The sequence below is a fragment of the Streptomyces spiramyceticus genome (assembly GCF_028807635.1).
GTDB lineage: Bacteria > Actinomycetota > Actinomycetes > Streptomycetales > Streptomycetaceae > Streptomyces > Streptomyces spiramyceticus.
Genome location: NZ_JARBAX010000001.1, coordinates 2,969,691 through 2,990,000 on the forward strand (window position 1 = coordinate 2,969,691; position 20,310 = coordinate 2,990,000).

General features: G+C 67.0%; 19 protein-coding genes and 2 rRNA genes. 12 read left to right on the top strand and 9 right to left on the bottom strand.

Annotation, left to right across the window (positions count from 1 at the left end; translation table 11 throughout):
* Positions 1-866: 866 nt before the first annotated feature.
* A complete protein-coding gene (locus PXH83_RS13295; protein WP_274560164.1) occupies positions 867-2,498 on the top strand; it encodes an FAD-binding oxidoreductase in 1,632 nt (543 codons plus the stop codon).
* 33 nt (positions 2,499-2,531) lie between these two features.
* On the opposite strand, the gene PXH83_RS13300 is transcribed toward PXH83_RS13295, so the two are convergent.
* The 6 genes from PXH83_RS13300 to PXH83_RS13325 all read right to left on the bottom strand — a co-directional run bounded on the left by PXH83_RS13300 (position 2,532) and on the right by PXH83_RS13325 (position 6,284).
* Complete coding sequence (locus PXH83_RS13300) at positions 2,532-3,248, bottom strand: phosphatase PAP2 family protein (RefSeq protein WP_274560167.1); 717 nt, start codon at positions 3,246-3,248, stop codon at positions 2,532-2,534.
* 246 nt (positions 3,249-3,494) lie between these two features.
* Positions 3,495-4,505 carry a C40 family peptidase gene (locus PXH83_RS13305; protein ID WP_274560169.1) on the bottom strand — a complete coding sequence of 337 codons (1,011 nt, stop codon included), beginning with the start codon at positions 4,503-4,505 and terminating at the stop codon, positions 3,495-3,497.
* Positions 4,506-4,634: 129 nt separating this feature from the next.
* Positions 4,635-5,000, bottom strand: a complete 366-nt coding sequence (locus PXH83_RS13310; protein WP_274560171.1) for a peptidoglycan-binding domain-containing protein — start codon at positions 4,998-5,000, stop codon at positions 4,635-4,637.
* Positions 5,001-5,117: 117 nt separating this feature from the next.
* Positions 5,118-5,570 (bottom strand): type II toxin-antitoxin system VapC family toxin, encoded by a 453-nt coding sequence (locus tag PXH83_RS13315; RefSeq protein ID WP_274560173.1) that lies wholly within the window; start codon positions 5,568-5,570, stop codon positions 5,118-5,120.
* The gene (locus PXH83_RS13320) at positions 5,560-5,787 is read right to left on the bottom strand and encodes an AbrB/MazE/SpoVT family DNA-binding domain-containing protein (protein WP_274560175.1); all 228 of its coding nucleotides are present in this window, start codon (positions 5,785-5,787) and stop codon (positions 5,560-5,562) included. The genes PXH83_RS13315 and PXH83_RS13320 overlap by 11 nt, the downstream gene beginning before the upstream one ends.
* Positions 5,788-5,855: 68 nt before the next feature.
* Positions 5,856-6,284, bottom strand: coding sequence for an ATP-binding protein (locus PXH83_RS13325; protein WP_274560177.1), 429 nt, complete (start codon positions 6,282-6,284; stop codon positions 5,856-5,858).
* A gap of 211 nt (positions 6,285-6,495) precedes the next feature.
* On the opposite strand from PXH83_RS13325, the gene PXH83_RS13330 reads away from it, so the two are divergent.
* The 11 genes from PXH83_RS13330 (at position 6,496) to PXH83_RS13380 (ending at position 16,288) form a co-directional block, all read left to right on the top strand.
* Positions 6,496-7,347, top strand: a complete 852-nt coding sequence (locus PXH83_RS13330; protein WP_274560179.1) for a helix-turn-helix domain-containing protein — start codon at positions 6,496-6,498, stop codon at positions 7,345-7,347.
* 11 nt (positions 7,348-7,358) lie between these two features.
* Positions 7,359-7,616 carry a DUF397 domain-containing protein gene (locus PXH83_RS13335; protein ID WP_274560181.1) on the top strand — a complete coding sequence of 86 codons (258 nt, stop codon included), beginning with the start codon at positions 7,359-7,361 and terminating at the stop codon, positions 7,614-7,616.
* Positions 7,609-7,854, top strand: coding sequence for a DUF397 domain-containing protein (locus PXH83_RS13340; RefSeq protein WP_274560183.1), 246 nt, complete (start codon positions 7,609-7,611; stop codon positions 7,852-7,854). Before PXH83_RS13335 ends, PXH83_RS13340 begins: the two co-directional genes overlap by 8 nt.
* 177 nt (positions 7,855-8,031) lie before the next feature.
* On the top strand, positions 8,032-8,529 hold the full coding sequence (locus tag PXH83_RS13345) for a DUF2975 domain-containing protein (RefSeq protein WP_274560186.1): 498 nt from the start codon (positions 8,032-8,034) through the stop codon (positions 8,527-8,529).
* The gene (locus PXH83_RS13350) at positions 8,529-8,753 is read left to right on the top strand and encodes a helix-turn-helix domain-containing protein (RefSeq protein WP_274560188.1); all 225 of its coding nucleotides are present in this window, start codon (positions 8,529-8,531) and stop codon (positions 8,751-8,753) included. The genes PXH83_RS13345 and PXH83_RS13350 overlap by 1 nt, the downstream gene beginning before the upstream one ends.
* A gap of 263 nt (positions 8,754-9,016) precedes the next feature.
* Positions 9,017-9,325: a hypothetical protein gene (locus PXH83_RS13355; protein ID WP_138904791.1), complete on the top strand. Its 309-nt coding sequence runs from the start codon at positions 9,017-9,019 to the stop codon at positions 9,323-9,325.
* 181 nt (positions 9,326-9,506) lie between these two features.
* Positions 9,507-10,358, top strand: coding sequence for a DUF8175 domain-containg protein (locus tag PXH83_RS13360; protein ID WP_274560193.1), 852 nt, complete (start codon positions 9,507-9,509; stop codon positions 10,356-10,358).
* Complete coding sequence (locus PXH83_RS13365) at positions 10,348-11,721, top strand: hypothetical protein (RefSeq protein WP_274560195.1); 1,374 nt, start codon at positions 10,348-10,350, stop codon at positions 11,719-11,721. Before PXH83_RS13360 ends, PXH83_RS13365 begins: the two co-directional genes overlap by 11 nt.
* Positions 11,718-13,268, top strand: a complete 1,551-nt coding sequence (locus PXH83_RS13370; RefSeq protein WP_274560197.1) for an SCO6880 family protein — start codon at positions 11,718-11,720, stop codon at positions 13,266-13,268. The genes PXH83_RS13365 and PXH83_RS13370 overlap by 4 nt, the downstream gene beginning before the upstream one ends.
* A 19-nt stretch (positions 13,269-13,287) precedes the next feature.
* A complete protein-coding gene (locus PXH83_RS13375; RefSeq protein ID WP_274560200.1) occupies positions 13,288-14,712 on the top strand; it encodes an ATP-binding protein in 1,425 nt (474 codons plus the stop codon).
* A gap of 1 nt (position 14,713) precedes the next feature.
* Positions 14,714-16,288, top strand: a complete 1,575-nt coding sequence (locus PXH83_RS13380) for a type VI secretion protein (protein ID WP_274560202.1) — start codon at positions 14,714-14,716, stop codon at positions 16,286-16,288.
* Here the strand turns inward: PXH83_RS13380 and PXH83_RS13385 are convergent.
* The 3 genes from PXH83_RS13385 to PXH83_RS13395 all read right to left on the bottom strand — a co-directional run bounded on the left by PXH83_RS13385 (position 16,285) and on the right by PXH83_RS13395 (position 20,287).
* The gene (locus tag PXH83_RS13385; protein WP_274560204.1) at positions 16,285-16,845 is read right to left on the bottom strand and encodes a GNAT family N-acetyltransferase; all 561 of its coding nucleotides are present in this window, start codon (positions 16,843-16,845) and stop codon (positions 16,285-16,287) included. The two genes, PXH83_RS13380 and PXH83_RS13385, sit on opposite strands and share 4 nt — an antisense overlap.
* 110 nt (positions 16,846-16,955) lie before the next feature.
* Positions 16,956-17,072, bottom strand: a 5S ribosomal RNA gene (gene rrf / locus PXH83_RS13390).
* 74 nt (positions 17,073-17,146) lie between these two features.
* Positions 17,147-20,287 (bottom strand): 23S ribosomal RNA (locus tag PXH83_RS13395).
* Between the last annotated feature and the right edge of the window lie 23 nt (positions 20,288-20,310).

Below are 20,310 nucleotides of genomic sequence, written 5' to 3' on the forward strand. Positions count from 1 at the left end.
CTGCGCGCCAAGCAAAACGACCGCACAGGAAGCGTCCCCGACGGCCGCGCAGGCACCCGCACCGCGACGCCACCTGTCCGGCGCCCTGGGCCGCGAAGCCATGGGCCCAGGAGCACCCCCGATGCCCACGGACACGCCGCACCGGGCGTGCACGCACGAAGGCACGCCACCCGGCGTGCATGTACGCACAGAACTGCGGCACTGGCGTGCACGCACAGAACCAAGCACCTGACGCACAGGCCCGTGCACGCGGAGGCGTCACATCTGGCCCCCCGCCCATGCGCCGCGAAGCGGCCGCATCAGGCCCTGGGCGCCCACCCACCCGGGGGGGCCGGGTACCGCGAAGCGGCCACACCAGACACGCGGGTGCCACCCACCCACCGCGAGGTCCGTGCGCCGCGAAGCGGCCGCACCGGGGGCCGGGGGCGCCACCCACCCCAGCCCCACCCACCAGGGTCCGTGCGCCGCGGAGCGGCCGCACCGGGGCCGGGGGCGCCACCCACCCCAGCCCCACCCACCAGGGTCCGTGCGCCGCCAACCGGCCGCGCCAGGGGCCGGGGGCGCCACCCACCCCAGCCCCACCCACCAGGGTCCGTGCGCCGCGAAGCGGCCGCGCCGGGGGACGGGGGCGCCACCCACCCCAGCCCCCACCCACCGGGGGTCCGTGCGCCGCGGAGCGGCTGCGCCGGGACGGGGGCGCGTGCGCCTCCGTCGATGCCACCGCGCCCGGGGGTCCGGGGGCTTGACCCCGGTTTCGGGAAGGGGCGGGGCTGGGGAAACTCCACTGCTGCACCCGCAGCCCGCGCCGGGCACATGGAACCCGTTCCGCCACAAAGCCGTCTCGACCTCCGGGAGGCAACAAACATATGGAACGGCGCACACTTCTCACCTCGGCAGCGGCGATCGCAGCCACCGCAACAGCAACCGCCTGCACCGGACGCACCGACCCGGCGACGGGCAGAGGCACGGCCACGGGCAGGGCCACGACCACGGGAACGGCCGCAGCCACAGGCACCGCCACAACGACAGCCACAGGCACAGCCACGCGCACCGCCGCCACCGCCGCCACCCCCGACTGGACCGCCCTGGCCCGCGGCCTCGACGGCCCCCTCGTCCGCCCCGGCGACGCCGCCTACAAAACCGCCCGCCAGCTCTACAACACCCGCTTCGACAACCTGAAGCCCGCCGCAGTCGCCTACGTAGCCACGGAGGCGGACGTAAAGGAGTGCCTCGCCTTCGCCAGAAGGCACCGCACCCCCGTAGCCATCCGCAACGGCGGCCACTCCTACGCCGGCTGGTCCTCCGGCACCGGACGCCTCGTCATCGACGTATCGAAGCTGGCCCGCATCAAAGCGAACGGCAGCACGGCAACCATCGGCGCCGGCGCCAAGCTCATCGACGTCTACCAGGGCCTCGCCCGCAACGGCCGCCGCACCATCCCCGCAGGCTCCTGCCCCACCGTCGGCATCTCCGGCCTCACCCTCGGCGGCGGCCACGGCGTAGTCTCCCGCGCGTACGGCCTGACCTGCGACAGCCTGACCTCCGCCACCCTCATCACCGCCGCAGGCAAGCGCCTCCACTGCACCGCCACCGAGAACGCGGACCTCTTCTGGGCCCTGCGCGGCGCGGGCAACGGCAACTTCGGCGTAGTGACCGACCTGACCTTCCGCACCCACCCCGCCCCCGCTGCGGTGACCGCATTCCTCTCCTGGCCCTGGTCAAAGGCCCAGGCGGTCGTCAACGCCTGGCAGGAGTGGGGCCCGTCCCAGCCCGACGAGATCTGGTCGTCGGCGCACCTCGCCGCCGGCGCCGGCGGCCGGCAGCCCACGGTCAGCATCTCCGCGTTCTCCCTCGGCACCTACACCGACCTCCAGAACGCCGTCGACCGCCTCGCCGACAAGATCGGCACCCCGGCCCGCTCCGTCTCCCTGCGCCGCCGCACGTACCAGGAGTCGATGCTGATCTACGCCGGCTGTGCCGGTTTCACCGACGCCCAGTGCCACCTCCCCGGCACCACCCCCGGCCGCACCCCGCAGGGCGTCCTGGGCCGGGAGACCTACGCCGGCCGTTCCGACTTCTTCAACCGTTCGCTCTCGCCCGCCGGGATACGCGCCCTGCTCGCCCAGGCGGAGGCCTTCACCCGCATCCCCGTGGCCGAGGGCGGTGGCGGCGGCAGCATCGCGCTGACGGCGCTCGGCGGTGCGGTGAACCGCGTGGACCCGCTCGCGACGGCCTTCGTGCACCGCCGCTCGCGCATGCTCGCCCAGTACATCGGCTCCTGGCGGGCCGGCACCCCCGGAACGGCCCAGCAGACCTGGCTGAACAACGCCCACGGGGCCATGCGCCGCTACGCATCGGGGGCGGCGTACCAGAACTACACGGACGCGACCCTGACGGACTGGCGGAAGGCGTACTACGGCCCGGCAGCCAGCCGCCTCACCAACCTCAAGAAGCGCTACGACCCCGACAGGCTCTTCGACTTCCCCCAGGCACTCTGACTTACGTAGAGCACATCAAGAGCGTAAAGACCGTCACGCCGCGAGATCGCTGCGCTCGTCGTCCCCGGCCACCCGCTGGCCGGGGAACGAGGGCACGCCCTCCGGCTCCGCACCTGCCGAGGCCGCCCCCGCCCCCTTCGCCCGTACGAGCCAACCCACCTTCTCCGAGCGCGAGATGGCAGCCATGAGCGGCGTGAGCAGCGCCATCGAGAGCGGCGCGAGCAGCAGCGCCACGGCCGTACCGAGCGCGAACCCGCCCACGACGTCGGTCGGATAGTGCACACCCATGTACACCCGGCAGAAGCCCTCAAGCACGGCCAGCCCGATCGCGGCGAGCCCGAACTTCCGGTTGGCGATGAAGACTCCGACGCCGATCGCCATCGCCATCGTCGCGTGGTCGCTGACGAACGAATAGTCGGTCTTGCCGGCGACGAGGACCTCAAGCCCCGTGTGGTCCTTGAACGGCCGCGGCCGTTCGACAAACCCACGGATCGGAATATTGATCAGCAGCGCGATCCCCGCCGCGAGCGGCGCCCAGACGAGCCCGGCCACCGAGGTGACCGCGTCCTCGCGCCGGCGCACGCTCCACCAGCACCCGAGCGCCACCAGGACCATGCCGAGCATGATCCCGTACTCACCGATGAACTCCATGACCCGGTCGAACCAGCCGGGGGCGTCCGCCGCCAGTCCGTTGATGTCGTAGAGCAGACTGACATCGGGGTTGGCCCCATCGAGTGCGAGTCCAGCCATCTGCCGCGGCCCCTTGCCTTGTTGCCTGCTGCGCGGCACGCGCGTGTGCGTGCTGCTTCTGCGAATCCCCCGGTGGTCCGTGCCTGCTGCTGTGCGGTGGGTCAGTGCATGGTCAGTGCAGTTGTCCCCGGTTGAGGGAACGCTCCGCCCGCCCCCGCCGTTCCATTCTCCACCGAAAGATCACCATGACGTTATCGAAGAGAGATGCGTAGTCGCAGCTCAGGACAGGGTGCCAACGGTGTGTTACTACTCCGGACGCTTCGTCGGGAGCGCCTTCGCGCCATCCTCGGTGACCCGGGTGGCACCAAAATAATCCGGCGTATCGATCTTGTCGAAGCGGATGACGGCGCCGGTGAACGGCGCGTTGATCATGTACCCGCCGCCGACGTACAGCCCGACGTGCCGGATCTCGCGCGAGTTGGTGAGGTCGTCCGAGAAGAACACCAGGTCCCCGGGCAGCAGCTCGTCCCTCGAAGGATGCGGCCCGGCGTTGTACTGGTCGTTCGCCACGCGCGGCAGTTCGATCCCCACGGTCCGGTACGCCGCCTGCGTGAGCCCGGAGCAGTCGAAACGCCCGCCCTGCTCGGGCGTCCCGTTACCGCCCCACAGGTACTTCGTGCCGAGCTTCTTCTGCGCGAAGTAGATGGCTCCGGCGGCCTGCCGCGACGGCTGCACCCGCCCGACGGGCTTCGCGAAGCTCTGCTCCAGGGTGGTGATGACCTTCACATAATTCTGCGTCTCACGATACGGCGGTACGCCCCCGTACTTGATGACGGCGTACGCGCCCGCGTTGTAGGCGGCCAGCATGTTCTTGGTCTGATCCCCAGGCACTTTCTTCACATACCCGGCCAGTTCACAGTCGTACGACGCCGCTGACGGAATCGCATCCGCCGGATCCCAGATGTCCCGGTCCCCGTCCTTGTCCCCGTCCACCCCGTGGGTCGCCCACGTGCCGGGAATGAACTGCGCGATACCGCGGGCGTCCGCCGGGCTCTTGGCCTGCGGATTCCAGCCGCTCTCCTGGTACAACTGCGCGGCGAGGAGGGCCGGATTGATGGCCGGGCAGAGGTTGCCCCACTTCTGCACGAGCGGCTGATAGAGCGCGGGCACGGCCCCCTTGGCCAGCCCGACCGCCCGCCCGCCACCCGCACTGCCGGCCAGCCCCGCGGCGGCGGAGAAGGTCCCGACGACGAGCAGCGCGACAAAGCTCAGACAGAGCCCTATCCCGACCCCCGAGGCCACCCAGACTTTTCGCACCCCTCAACCCTCCCCCATGCGGTCCGGGTTCACTACCGTTTTCGCCGCGCGCCCGCCGACTCCGTTCTTCCTTCAGCCAAAACGCCGCGCCCGCCAGGGCGGCGGACGCGGCGTTGGGTTGCTTACGGATCAGAGAGCGCGCAGGGCGTCCCACGTCTGGGGACCGACGATGCCGTCGACCCGGAGACCGTTCACGTCCTGGAAGTGGACGACCCAACTCTCGGTACGGGGCCCGAAGGCGCCGTCAATTGCAAGCACATCGCTGCCGCTCCAGTAATTGATGAGGCACTGCACCTCCCGGACCCGGTTGCCGGAATCACCGCGCTGGGTCGTGGCAGTGCCGTCGTAGTAGCCGCAGTACGCGGGCGGAGCGAGCTGAACGGCTGAGACGGGAGCGGCGGCCTGTGGGGAATGGGCGACGGCGGGTGCGACGGACATGGCGAGCGCGCCGAAGACTGCGGCGGTGGCGAGGGCGACCCGATGACGTGCGAACATGAGCAACTCTCCCTATTTGAAGCCGATTTGGCCGAAGTGCCGGAGAGGTTCGTGTCCGCGAGCGGTCGCACTATGCGCATATGCCACGAGTTCGACCCGTGTGGGTGACGCGACATGTCACCCCGCTGGGTGGATCAGCTCGACCTTCGGAAAGTAGGTGCGGTATCGCGCCACGTCCCGCGCAAGCAGGCGATAGGAGCGGACAGCCGCGTGCGCACCGATGTAGAAGTCGGGCATCGGAGAGGCTTTGGCACCGCCGCGTTGCCGGTAGGTCATGAATGCCTTGCCGGCGAGAAAACCCGCCTCGTAGGGAAGCTGTTCCCGTAGGTAGTCCTCGGGCGGCAGGGCTTCGTCCAACGCCTCGATGGAGGCGTACCCGACGGACACCTCGGCGTAGACGAGCGGATTGATGACCACCTCCCCCTCGTCGCATGCCCGCGCGAGCGCTTCTTCCGACCAGTCGGCCCACTTCGGGTCATCGGTCGCGATGTCGAGGAGTACGCAGGAATCGACAAGGGTGACGGGGTGCTCGGCCGCGTTCCGGACCGCACGCAGATGCCTACTCGCCACGCAACAGCTCCATGAGCTCGTCCGTACTCAGCGCCGTTGTGGCCGTGCCGCGCAGTCGGCGCGTTGTCCGCTGCCCACGTGTGGTGCTGCCCTCCCTGCGCACTATGCGCAGCGCGCCGCCCTCCGCAACAACGTCGACCTCGTCGCCGGGCCGGATCCCGATCTGCTCCCGGAGTTCCGCAGGGATCGTCACCTGCCCCTTGCTGTTGACCCTCACAGGCCACCTCCTGTCGGAGAATTCCGCTTGTCCGCCGTAATACGCGTACCACGTAATACTACCTCCCGTCACGACAGCACACACTCCACCCAGAGCAGCTTGCCGCCCTGGCCGGGCAGGCCTGTGGCGATGGGATACGCGCCCCAGCTGTCGGCGCAGAGCTGAACGAGATGCAGACCGCGCCCGCCCTCGGCACCGTCTTCGGGCGGCCCGCCCAGCGCGCCCTCGAAGGGGGCCGGGATGTCGGGATTGGAGTCCCAGACCCCGAGCCGGAGCCGTCCTGGATCCGTGGCGCGCAGGCGAAGGGCGTACGGGCCGGTGGAGTGGAGGTGGGCGTTGGTGACGAGCTCACTGGCCAGCAGTTCGGCGGTGTCGGTCAGACGCGTCATGCCGTGCGTACGGAGTACGGCGCGGAGGGTGGAACGCGCGATACCGGGGGCACGAGGGTCGTGCGGGAGTTGAAGGGTGTACGTCCAGGCGGGCGTTACGGTGGCCATGGAAGTCTCCGATCGCGGAGGGGAGTTGAGTGGTATGGGTGCGTTGCCCAGTGACCAGGTCGCTCCGTCGAGCGGGGTTCTTCCGGGCGGGTGGCCTGAGTCACACAGTAGGGTCGATTCAAGGATTCCTTGGTCGAATCCAAGGAATCCTGGTCCTAATCATCCGTGTGGGTGACCTATCAACCAGGGACCGCACTCCGGGAGTTGAGTCATGACAGTGAAGCGCGCCACCTCCGGGCGCCGCATGCGCCTCGGTGTTGAGCTGCGGAAACTCCGCGAGCGAGCTGGGATGACCTCCACCGAGGCAGCCCAGATGTTGGGCACCAGCGCGGGCCAGTTGAGCAACATCGAGGTGGCCCGCTTCGGAGCCAGCGCCGACCGCGTCCGGGCACTTGCCCGCATCTATGACTGCTCGGACCATGCCTTTGTCGAGGCCCTTGCAGGCATGGCCGGGGGGCGGCAGCGGGGGTGGTGGGAGGAGTACCGAGAGATCCTCCCCACCAGTCTTCTGGACCTCGCAGAGATGGAGCACTACGCGACCGCCCTGCACACGGCGTACACGTCACACATGCCCGGCCTGCTCCAGAGCGCAGACCACGCCCGCGACGTCTTCCGCCAAGTCGTGCCCGAACTGTCCCCTCCCGAGATCGAGCACCGACTCTCCCACCGCATCAAACGGCAGGCCGTCCTGTACCGGGCGGACCCCGTCCCGTACACAGCGGTCGTTCATGAGGCCGCCCTGCGCATGAGGTTCGGCGGGCCTTCGGTCGCACGTCGCCAGCTTGAGCACCTATTGGGGATGAGCGAGCGCGAGCACATCACGATCACGGTGATCCCCTTCGACGCCGGAGGATTTCCGGGCGCGGGCCAGTCGATCGCGTACGCATGTGGCCCTGCCCCTCAGCTCGACACCGTCCACCTCGACCAGTCCCACGGCTCAGCACTCCTCGATGCCGAGGCTCAGCTCCACAAGTACCGCATGGTGCTGGACCGACTGAAAGCGTTCACCCTCACCCCGGAGAAGTCCCGGGACTTCATCCACAACATCGCCCAGCAGCTGTGAAAGGACCCGTCATGCGCACACACCACTGGCAGAAGTCGTCGTACTGCGGCGAAGGTGACGCATGCCTGAACGTTGCCGCAACCATGGACCGCCCATGGCAGAAGTCCTCGCACTGCGCGCAGGGCGATTCCTGCGTCCACGTCAGCGCAGCGGCACGCACGATCAAACTCACCGAAAGCAGCGACGCCAGCGGGGCGATACTTTCCGCCACCCCCACCACCTGGGCAGCCCTCCTCCACGCCCTCAAGGAGAACGCGAACCGTGTCTGACATCCCCGCCGACCTCGACTGGATCCGCGCCGCCCCCGAGGGCGAGGAAGGCCCCGGCCCCTGGATCGAGATCGCCTTCGGGCCCGAGGACCTGGTCTACCTCCGTGAGACGCGCGAGCCGGACAACGTCGTCACGACGACCCAGAAGAAGTGGGACGCGTTCGTACTCGGCGTACAGGCAGGTGAGTTCGACCACTTCGCCGAGCTCGACACCCCAGAGCCGCCGCCGGCCGTTTGACAGCCGACCTATCGCTTATCGATAGTATCGATAAGCGATAGGTCGAGGGCAAGCACGGGGGAGCGTCATGCGTACGAAGTCATGGTGGAGCCGCACGGACAACCGGCTCCTGGAGGGCGGCCTCGCGCTGGCCATACTGCTTGTGAGCCTCTTCGGGGTACTCCTCCCGTCCTCGGAGTGACAGGCCCCTTCGATCCGATACACGTCCGCGAGGTCGCAATCGACGGAACGGCGCAGCTGGCCGGCACGGCGACAGAGGGTCAGGTGTCCCTCGCCGGCACAAGCCACGCAGACCTTGTCCTCGACGACCCCGACGCCCCGCAGCGCCTGCTGCTCGCGCTGCCCGAGATCGTCGACAGCCTGCTGATCGTCCTGATCCTCAACCTGCTGCTCCGGATGGCCCACACCCTGCGCGACGGCGACGTCTTCGTACCGCAGAACGCCCGACGGCTGCGCATCATCGGGGTCACGGCACTGCTGCTCGGTTACGCCGTCCCCCTGCTGACGGCGGTCACCACGGACGCCCTGGTGAGCGGAACGCCGACCGCGGAGGAGATCCCCTTCTCGTACACCGTCTCCGGCCTGCCCGCACTCGCCGCCCTCCTCGTCCTCGCTCTCGCCGAAGCCTTCACGCGCGGCGCGAAGCTACGAGCCGACACGGAGGGGCTTGTCTGATGCCGCCGGAGGAAGAACACCGGATCAAGGTCCACCTGGACCAGCTTCTGGCGGACCGGGGCATGACTCTGGCCGAGCTGGCACAGCGGGTCGGCGTGACGGTCGTAAACCTCTCCATCCTGAAGAACGACCGGGCCAAAGCGATCCGCTTCACCACGCTGACCGCGATCTGCCGCGAGCTGAACTGCGAGCCCGGCGACCTGCTCGGCCTCCGCGAGGACTGACGCCACAGCTGACCCCTCATAAAGGTGCATAACGCCAGTCATTGCCCGGAGTCACCCTCCGTGATACACAGAGTTACCATACGCGTTTGCGCATACACCCGGTCGGCACCGCAGGTCAGCGCGGTCCGGCCGGCGAGACGCGCGGAGCTCGGGTAAAGACAGCCGCCAAGTCGACATACGAGTGCGGTTCATCAGCGAAGATAGGACGTGACCCCTGTCGTGCGACGGGGGCGACGAACTACCCAACAGGGGCGGTGACTTACATGAACCTGGCAGCCGAAAAGGGCGACATCACCACCATCATCGGTGGAATCGCCCCGAACTGGGGTCCGTTCGGAACCCTCGGCAACGAGGCCCGCGTCATGATCGAGGTCGTGATGGCCATCGCCATCCTCCTCTGCCTCGGCATCGCGATCTGGGGCGCGGCAAAGCAGCGGATCGGGGCGACCGCGCTGAGGGACACGTTCAGCGCGGAGCAGGGCAAGGGCCTGATCGTCGCCGGCCTCACCGGCGTCTTCATCATCGGCTCCCTCGGCACGCTCTTCACCATCGTGTACGGGATGGCTGTTTAACGCGCCGTCAGCCATCACCGGGTGCTCCCGGCCCCACTCCCCCACCCCACCCGTCCGTCGTGCCCACCGGCTGAGGTTGCGTCTCCCTGATGTCGAGTCACCACACCGCGCCCGCGCGGGAACCAGCACGGCTACCGTCGTACTACGCGGAACTGCAAACGGTTGAGGGGGCGTACGCGGCATGAGTCTCGGCGACGAGCACGGCTACGGCAGCGACACGGGTCGTACGGACCGTGTCGGCGGCTCCGGCCAGACCCGCACGCGCCTGCCCGAAGGCGGCGGAAGCGACGTGTACGGGGGTGCGCGACGGCCCGTACGGACCTCGCGCTCCCTGATTACGGTGGTCGGTGTGGTCGTGCTGCTGATCGCGGCTATCGCGTTCGCGAACCGGGGCGACGGCGGTGTCGAAGGCTCGGGCGACGAGGCGAAGCGGGGCGACGGGGCGGAACCGACGGCGGCATCGGGCGTGAGACCGGTCACGAACAAGAACGGGGCGATCCCGTCGGGCTACGCGCAGGACGATCAGGGGGCGCAGAGCGCTGCTTCCAACTATGCGGTCGCCCTCGGATCCGACGGGATGTTCCAGAAGGACTCCCGGCACCGGATTGTCGATGCCATCTATACGCCCGACACAGCGGCGAAGCTGAAGGGCCCTCAGGACAAGGCGTACGACCCTGCCTTCCTGAAGAAGCTCGGTCTGGACGCGAACGGCAACCCGCCCCAAGGCAGCACGTTCGTCTCCCGCACCATTCCTGTGGGCACGAAAGTAGAGAGCTACAGCGGCGACACCAGCGAGGTCTCGGTCTGGTACACGGGCCTGATCGGCATGTCCGGGAAGGGTTCGACCGACCCAGTGAGCTCTACCTGGAAGACCTGGACCTTCCAGCTGAAATGGGTGGGCGGCGACTGGAAGGTCACCGCCGACTCCCAGAAGGACGGCCCTGCCCCCGTTCCCGGGGATGTCGCGGCCTCGACCTCGGACGAGATCAGCAAGGCAGTCGAAGAGTACGGAGGCTTCACTTATGCCAGGTAGCCCCCGCCCCCGTGTCCGTTCGGTCGTTGCCACTTTGGCGGCCATGCAGGCTGCTGTCTTTCTCTTCGCAGCCCGGGCGGTCGCCGCACCCACGCCGACCCCGTCGCCCGACAAGAGCGACGACCCGTGCGATCTGCTGATCGGCCCTGCCAAGGAGTACTGCGAGGACGGCGAAGGCGGCGGCTCCCGCCTCCGCGCCCCCACCGACCCCGCCGAGTCCCTCGACCCCCTCTCCTCCCTCGCCAAAGGCTGCGCCGACGCCGCCGCCTGGATCGTCGGGAAGCTCTCCGACGCCGTGAAGTCGACCGCCACCGTCGACTTCACCAACCCCAAGTTCCTCCAGCAGTACGCCGTCGTCTTCGCCGCCTCCGCCGTCCTGACGCTCGTCCTCTGGCTCCTGGCCGTCGCAAAGCGGGCCATCCGTGGCGTGCCCCTCAGCACCGCGCTCTCCGAAGCCATCGGGTTCCTCTGGCTCACCGTCCTCGCGTCCGCGTTCACGCCCCTGATCCTCTACACCGTCGTATCGGCCACCGACGGCATCACCGAGGTCATCGCCTCCAGCAGCGGAGGCCAGACCGACGTGTTCTTCGGGTCCTTCGCCGAGGCGCTGAAGAAGGGGGACGACATCGGCGGTGGGCCGATCATGCTGATCGTCGTCTCGCTCGTGACCGTCCTCGCCGCCGGCATCCTCTTCCTGGAGCTGTTCATCCGCGCCCTGCTGCTCTATGTCGGCGCGCTCCTCGGCGTGGTCGTCTACGCCGGGCTGGTCGACAAGAACATGTGGGGTCACGTACGCCGCTGGGCCGGCATCATGATCGCGATCATCATGGTCAAGCCGGTCATCGTCATCGTCCTCGGCCTGGCCGGGGCCCTCTCCTCCGACGACGGGCCGAACGCCTTCTCCGCCGTCGTGTCCGGCCTCGCCATCATCCTGCTGGCGATCTTCGCCTCCGGGATGATCTACCGCTTCGTCCCCGGCTTCGGCGACGAGATCGCGAGCGCCCGCAGCAACCGCAACAAGGCCACCGACGGCGCCCAGGCAGCCGCCGTCATCAGCTCCCCCGCCGCACTCGTCTCGCAGGGCATCAAGACCCACAGCAGCCGAGGCGGCGGAGGCGACGGCGGCAAGGGCGGCAGCACCTCGCCGCCCCGCCAGGCCAACCCCGTCAGCGGCGGTGTCGCCGCCCACAGCGCCCGCAGCTCAGGCGGCTCAGGAAGCGCCGGCGGCGGGACCGGAGGAGGCGGCGGAACTGTCCCCTCCGCCGCACCCTCGGCCCGTAGCAACAGCACCCACACGAACCGGGGTACCGGCAACACGGGTACCGGCACCAACAGCACAGGAGCAGGAGGTGGAGGGCGTTGACCACCCAGTCCCAACCGATCGCGCCCCGCCGTACGTATCTGATCGGCCGAGCCCGGCCGAACGCGATCGTCGGCAAGAACCGCGAGACCGGCGAGATCGCGCTGATCATCGCCGGCGCGTTCCTGGGCATGATGAGCGGGCTGCTGGTCCCCGTCCTGTCCCTGCGGATCGTGCTGCTGATGGGCTTCCCGCTGCTCGCACTGATGGCGGTGTACGTCCCGTTCAAGCACCGCACGTTCTACAAGTGGTTCGAGATCAACCGCAGCTACAAGCGCACCCTCCGCAACGGCACGACGTACCGCAGCGCCGCCATGGAAGCGGGCGTACGCAGCGACGGCCGCGAGGTCGAGGTCGGGCCCCCGCCCGGCATCGGGCGTATCAACTGGCTCGCCGCCCCCTTCGGCCCCGACGAGATCGCCGTGCTCCTGCACGCCGACCGCAGAACCGTCACAGCCGCCATCGAGATCGAGGGCCCCGGCGTCGGCCTGCGCGACAGCGAGGACCAGGAAGCCCTGGTGGACCGTTTCGGCACGCTGCTGAAGCATGTGGCGAACGGCGACGGCTTTGTGACCCGCCTTCAGATGCTCGCCCGCACCCTCCCGGCCGACCCCGACGCACACGCCAAGGACGTCGCCCAGCGCGGCGACGTGCATGCCCCCGGATGGCTGCAGGAGTCGTACGACCAGCTCCAGTCGATGGTGTCGACATCGAGCGAGCAGCACCGCGCGTACCTCGTCGCCTGCATGCACTACTCCCGCGAGCTGGCCGCCGAGGCCCACGCCATGGCCCGCGCCGCCCGCCCCCACAGCGGCCGCAAGCTCGACCGCGACTCCGGTCTCGCCGTCGTCATGGCGCGCGAGCTGACCGACATCTGCGCGCGGCTCGCGGAGGCCGACATCCGGGTCCGTCAGCCGCTCGGACAGGGACGGCTGGCGTCCCTCGTCCATTCCATGTACGACCCGGACCACCCCATCGACCACATCCAGGCCATGACGAAGCGCAACGCCTGGCCGGCCGAGCTGGACGCCATGGAGGCGACGTATCTCCAGGCCAAGACGCGTGAGTCGTCAACACGCGCACCCTGGTGCCACGCCACCGCCTGGGTGAAGGAGTGGCCGATGACGCCGGTCGGTGTGAACTTCCTGGCGCCGCTGCTCGTTCACACCCCGGACGTGATCCGTACGGTCGCGGTCACCATGGACCTCGAACCCACCGAGGTCGCCATCGAGCGCATGCTGACGGAGAAGACGAACGACGAGGCGGAGGCCAGCCGCCAGGCCAAGATGAACCGGACGGTCGACCCGCGCGACATCGCTGCTCACGGCAGGCTCGACCAGCGGGGTGAAGATCTCGCGAGCGGTGCGGCGGGGGTGAACCTGGTCGGGTACATCACTGTGTCGTCCCGTTCGCCCGAGGCGCTGGCCCGCGACAAGCGGACCATCAGGGCCTCGGCGGGCAAGTCGTATCTGAAGCTGGAGTGGTGCGACCGAGAGCACCACCGGGCGTTCGTCAACACCTTGCCGTTCGCCACCGGCATCCGTCGTTAGCCGAGAGGGCAGACCCGCCATGCGAGATCCGCTGTCCGTCCTCACGGATGCCTTCACCAGCTTCCTCTTCGGGAAGGTGGAGACGACCAGACTCCCCGTCCGTACGTCGACGGGGCAGGCCCAGGCCGTCTACCTGCCGACCGCGGCGCCCGGCCTCGGCGACTCGGGCGTGATCATCGGCCGCGAGGTGTACAGCGGCAAGGGGTACATCTACGACCCCTTCCAGCTGTACGGACAGCAGCTCCCGGCGCCGCACTGGCTGGTCCTCGGCGAGTCCGGCAACGGCAAGTCGGCGCTGGAGAAGACGTACGTACTGCGCCAGTTGCGCTTCAAGGACCGGCAGGTGGTCGTCCTGGACGCACAGGGCGAGGACGGCGCCGGCGAATGGAACCTCATCGCGCAGCAGCTGGGTATAACCCCCATCCGGCTCGACCCGATGGCGGCGCTCGACGGCGGAATCCGCCTCAACCCGCTCGATCCGGCGATCACGACGACGGGCCAGCTGGCCCTGCTCCGTACGATCATCGAGGTTGCGATGGGCCACGGCCTCGACGAGCGGTCCGGCTTCGCGCTCAAGGTCGCGCACGCGTATGTGAACGAGACGATCGTCGACCGGCAGCCGGTCCTGACGGACATCGTCGAGCAACTGCGCCACCCGGAGCCGGAGTCGGCGGAAGCGATGAACGTAGACCTGGACGACGTACGGGCCTGGGGCCTCGACGTCGCCCTCGTCCTGGACCGGCTGGTCGACGGTGACCTGCGGGGGATGTTCGACGGCCCGACGACGGTCGGCATCGACCTGGACGCGCCGCTGATCGTCTTCGACCTCTCCCACATCGACCGCAACTCGATCGCGATGCCGATCCTGATGGCGATCGTGGGCGTATGGCTCGAACACACCTGGATCAGGCCGGACCGCAAGAAGCGCATCTTCCTGGTGGAGGAGGCGTGGCACATCATCAACTCGCCCTTCGTGGCTCAGCTCTTCCAGCGGCTGCTGAAGTTCGGCCGCCGACTGGGCCTGTCCTTCGTGGCAGTGGTCCACCACCTGTCGGACGTGGTGGACGGCGCGGCGGCGAGAGAGGCCGCGGCGATCCTCAAGATGGCGTCGACGAGGACGATCTACGCGCAGAAGGCGGACGAGGCACGGGCGACGGGCCGGGTCCTCGGCCTCCCCCGCTGGGCGGTCGAGATCATCCCCACCCTGACGCCCGGCATCGCGGTGTGGGACGTGAACGGCAACGTCCAGGTGGTCAAACACCTGATCACAGAGGCGGAACGACCACTGGTCTTCACGGACCGCGCGATGACGGAGGCCTCGGCGGACATGATCCGCGACGACATGGTCTCCGACGACATGCGAGCCGCGGAGTTGGAGGCGGAGCAGAGGGCGACACTCATCGAGCAGCAGATAAACGAGTCGAACGAATCGACGGTCGCCTGAGATGCACGACAGCGAGCGCCGGAGAGCGCCGGAACGCGGAATTCCCGACTCACTGCTGGTCGGCCTGCTGGGATTCCTGCTGGCCCTGACGGTACTGACGTGGCTGGCGACCGGCCTGGCGGCCCTGTTCACCCACGGCGCGTGGCCGGACGGCGTCACCTTCACCCGCACGCCACTGGCCCTGCGTCACCTGATGGGCGCCCCGCACAACATCCCGGAGGCATGGCCGGACACACCGGCGGACCAGCTTTCGGGGTACGGGCTGTTCTGGGGCCTGCTGATCGGCGAGCTGATGGTGCTGATGGTGCTCACCATCTTCGTGCTGGGTGTGCTGGCGCGTCTGAAGGTGCAGCGGGCGGTGGCCCGGGAGCGTGCGATGGCGGGCGCGGGTAGAGGTGCGGTCTCCGGACCGCCGACCGCAGTTGAGAACACGAAGGCGGACGCGAAGCTGAGCACCCAGATGGGCGCCGAGGCGGAGAGCAGACAGGAAACCGGGGCGACGCCCACCGACCGGACCACTCCGGCGATCCCCCCGGCCCCATCGGTCCAGATGGCCCCGACCACCGCGACCCTCCCCAGCGCGACCGTCCACAGCACGCCGACAGCCCCAACAACCCCGCCCGTCCCGGCCGCCGTCCCCGCGCCCCGCACCCCCCGCGTCCTGTACGGCAGCCCCGAGACCCGCCGCCCCAGCGCCGTACAGGCCGTTCTGGAGGCCGAAGGCGCCGTGCTCGTCGTCACCTCCGACCCCACTGTGTGGGCCGACACCAAGGACGCCCGCGCCAAGCTCGGCCCCGTCCTCGTCTACGACCCGGGCCACCTCTGCGACACCCCGGCCCGCCTCCACTGGTCCCCCACCGCCGACTGCGAGCACCCCGACGTGGCAGCAGCTCGGGCAGTAGCGCTGCTGGCGCCCGTACGCCCCCAGGCCCGCCTGGACGCCGCGATGGCCGACACCGCCGAGACGCTGCTGAGCAGCTGGCTGCACGCCGCCGCCGTGGACGGGCGCCCCTTCCGACAGGTGCACCGCTGGGCGCAGGGCAGCAGTGCGCACGAGGCGGTACGTATCCTCCGTACGCATCCCAAGGCGTCGAGCGGCGCCGCGGGCCTCCTGGAGTCGGCGCTCACTGCGTACCCCGAACGCCGTGAGGTGGCCCAGGAGTTGACGGCCCGTGCACTCGCCGCGCTCTCCTCGATCCACATCCGCGAGGCCTGCACCCCGAACCGAACCGATTCGCTCACTTTGGAATCATTTATCGACGAGGGGGGCACCCTTTATGTGGTGGGTGAAGCAATCGAGGACCCCAAGCCGCGCCCGGGAGCGATGCCTCTGCTCACCGCACTAGCATCAAGCGTGGTCGAGCACGGCCGCCGCATGGCCGCACGGTCAACCGACGGTCGGCTCGACCCACCAATGACGTTCGTTCTCGACGACGTCGCGGCCGTGGCACCGCTTCCCCTGCTCCCGGAGCTGCTGTCGACCGGCCAGGACCAGGGTCTGCCTGCGCTGGTCCTGCTCCGCTCGCAGGAACAGGGCCGAGCCCGCTGGCCGGACCACCCCCTGACGACCGGTTAGGACGCCGAAGGCCGCGGGACCACCATCTCCCTCTCGTTCGCGGAAGCGTCACCCGGAACCGGCGCTGTCGCACCGCTCGGTACGAACCCGACCTTCCGGTAAAGAGCCTCCGCCCGTGTGTTGCGCTCGTGCACGAACAGCCTGACCTGCTCGATCCGCGGCTCGCTCAGCGACCACGCCCACTCCAGCGCGGCCCGGAAGAGCTCCTCAGCCAGCCCGGCCCCGCGCGCCTCGGGCCGTACGAACACGCCGACGACATGCACCTGGTCGACCTCCGCCGCCTCGACGAAACTGGCCGGCGCACCGGCCCGTTCGACGATCGCGGTGACCGACCCCACCCAGCGCCCGTCGGGCGCCTCCGCGACGAACTGCCGTACCTCGATGCCCTGGACAGCCTTGTCCGTACGCTCCTGCCAGTACAAAGCCGGCTGGGCGACGGCCTTCTCGTACGTCTCCAGGAAGGCGAGGTGCGCGACCGGATCCTGAAGCGCAGCGAGCCTCAGCTCGCGCACCTTCTCCCACTCCCCGGCGCCCACGGGCCGAATCACGTGTTCCATGCCGCCGATGCTGCCATCGCGCACTCGCCGAGGCGACCCAATAACCCCAATACCCCTTGAACGCAGAAAAGCCCCGCACCATAAAGGTGCGGGGCTCCCCCACAATGATTGTTCGGCGGCGTCCTACTCTCCCACAGGGTCCCCCCTGCAGTACCATCGGCGCTGAAAGGCTTAGCTTCCGGGTTCGGAATGTAACCGGGCGTTTCCCTAACGCTATGACCACCGAAACACTATGAAGTTAAACAAACCGGTGCCGTCACAGTTCGTTACTTCAGAACTAACACAGTGGACGCGAGCAACTGAGGACAAGCCCTCGGCCTATTAGTACCAGTCAGCTCCACCCGTTACCGGGCTTCCACATCTGGCCTATCAACCCAGTCGTCTACTGGGAGCCTTAACCCCTCAAAGGGGGTGGGAACACTCATCTCGAAGCAGGCTTCCCGCTTAGATGCTTTCAGCGGTTATCCTTTCCGAACGTAGCCAACCAGCCATGCCCTTGGCAGGACAACTGGCACACCAGAGGTTCGTCCGTCCCGGTCCTCTCGTACTAGGGACAGCCCTTCTCAATATTCCTACGCGCGCAGAGGATAGGGACCGAACTGTCTCACGACGTTCTAAACCCAGCTCGCGTACCGCTTTAATGGGCGAACAGCCCAACCCTTGGGACCGACTCCAGCCCCAGGATGCGACGAGCCGACATCGAGGTGCCAAACCATCCCGTCGATATGGACTCTTGGGGAAGATCAGCCTGTTATCCCCGGGGTACCTTTTATCCGTTGAGCGACAGCGCTTCCACAAGCCACTGCCGGATCACTAGTCCCGACTTTCGTCCCTGCTCGACCCGTCGGTCTCACAGTCAAGCTCCCTTGTGCACTTACACTCAACACCTGATTGCCAACCAGGCTGAGGGAACCTTTGGGCGCCTCCGTTACTCTTTAGGAGGCAACCGCCCCAGTTAAACTACCCATCAGACACTGTCCCTGATCCGGATCACGGACCGAGGTTAGACATCCAGCACGACCAGAGTGGTATTTCAAGATTGACTCCACACACACTGGCGTGCATGCTTCACAGTCTCCCACCTATCCTACACAAGCCGAACCGAACACCAATATCAAACTGTAGTAAAGGTCCCGGGGTCTTTCCGTCCTTCTGCGCGAAACGAGCATCTTTACTCGTAGTGCAATTTCACCGGGCCTATGGTTGAGACAGTCGAGAAGTCGTTACGCCATTCGTGCAGGTCGGAACTTACCCGACAAGGAATTTCGCTACCTTAGGATGGTTATAGTTACCACCGCCGTTTACTGGCGCTTAAGTTCTCAGCTTCGCACGCCCGAAAGCGCACTAACCGGTCCCCTTAACGTTCCAGCACCGGGCAGGCGTCAGTCCGTATACATCGCCTTACGGCTTCGCACGGACCTGTGTTTTTAGTAAACAGTCGCTTCTCGCTGGTCTCTGCGGCCACCCCCAGCTCACCGTGTAAAACGGATCACCAGTGATGGCCCCCCTTCTCCCGAAGTTACGGGGGCATTTTGCCGAGTTCCTTAACCATAGTTCACCCGAACGCCTCGGTATTCTCTACCTGACCACCTGAGTCGGTTTAGGGTACGGGCCGCCATGAAACTCGCTAGAGGCTTTTCTCGACAGCATAGGATCATCCACTTCACCACAATCGGCTCGGCATCAGGTCTCAGCCCTAATGTGTGACGGATTTGCCTATCACACGGCCTACACCCTTACCCCGGGACAACCACCGCCCGGGCTGGACTACCTTCCTGCGTCACCCCATCGCTTACCTACTACCACCTTGGGCCGCCGGCTCCACCACTTTCCTTTCCCCGAAGGGTCCGGAACGGCTTCACGGGCTTAGCATCAATGGGCTCAGTACTGGGCGTTTCAAAGCGGGTACCGGAATATCAACCGGTTGTCCATCGACTACGCCTGTCGGCCTCGCCTTAGGTCCCGACTTACCCTGGGCAGATCAGCTTGACCCAGGAACCCTTAGTCAATCGGCGCACACGTTTCTCACGTGTGTATCGCTACTCATGCCTGCATTCTCACTCGTGAACCGTCCACAACTCGCTTCCGCGGCTGCTTCACCCGGCACACGACGCTCCCCTACCCATCCCAGCAGGCGTTGGCCCTATTGCTGGAATGACACGACTTCGGCGGTACGCTTGAGCCCCGCTACATTGTCGGCGCGGAATCACTTGACCAGTGAGCTATTACGCACTCTTTCAAGGATGGCTGCTTCTAAGCCAACCTCCTGGTTGTCTCTGCGACTCCACATCCTTTCCCACTTAGCGTACGCTTAGGGGCCTTAGTCGATGCTCTGGGCTGTTTCCCTCTCGACCATGGAGCTTATCCCCCACAGTCTCACTGCCGCGCTCTCACTTACCGGCATTCGGAGTTTGGCTAAGGTCAGTAACCCGGTAGGGCCCATCGCCTATCCAGTGCTCTACCTCCGGCAAGAAACACACGACGCTGCACCTAAATGCATTTCGGGGAGAACCAGCTATCACGGAGTTTGATTGGCCTTTCACCCCTAACCACAGGTCATCCCCCAGGTTTTCAACCCTGGTGGGTTCGGTCCTCCACGAAGTCTTACCTCCGCTTCAACCTGCCCATGGCTAGATCACTCCGCTTCGGGTCTAGAGCGTGCAACTACGTATCTAAATTAGACACAGCGCCCTATTCGGACTCGCTTTCGCTACGGCTTCCCCACACGGGTTAACCTCGCTACACACCGCTAACTCGCAGGCTCATTCTTCAAAAGGCACGCAGTCACGACGCACTGAGTAAACTCAATGCGCGACGCTCCCACGGCTTGTAGGCACACGGTTTCAGGTACTATTTCACTCCGCTCCCGCGGTACTTTTCACCATTCCCTCACGGTACTATCCGCTATCGGTCACCAGGGAATATTTAGGCTTAGCGGGTGGTCCCGCCAGATTCACACGGGATTTCTCGGGCCCCGTGCTACTTGGGTGTCTCTTAAACGAGCCGCATGAATTTCAGCTACGGGGGTCTTACCCTCTACGCCGGACCTTTCGCATGTCCTTCGCCTATCCATACGGTTTTTGACTCGTCTCACGGCCGGCAGACCGTGACAAAGAGATCCCACAACCCCGCATGCGCAACCCCTGCCGGGTATCACACGCATACGGTTTGGCCTCATCCGGTTTCGCTCGCCACTACTCCCGGAATCACGGTTGTTTTCTCTTCCTGCGGGTACTGAGATGTTTCACTTCCCCGCGTTCCCTCCACATACCCTATGTGTTCAGGTATGGGTGACAGCCCATGACGACTGCCGGGTTTCCCCATTCGGAAACCCCCGGATCAAAGCCTGGTTGACGGCTCCCCGGGGACTATCGTGGCCTCCCACGTCCTTCATCGGTTCCTGGTGCCAAGGCATCCACCGTGCGCCCTTAAAAACTTGGCCACAGATGCTCGCGTCCACTGTGC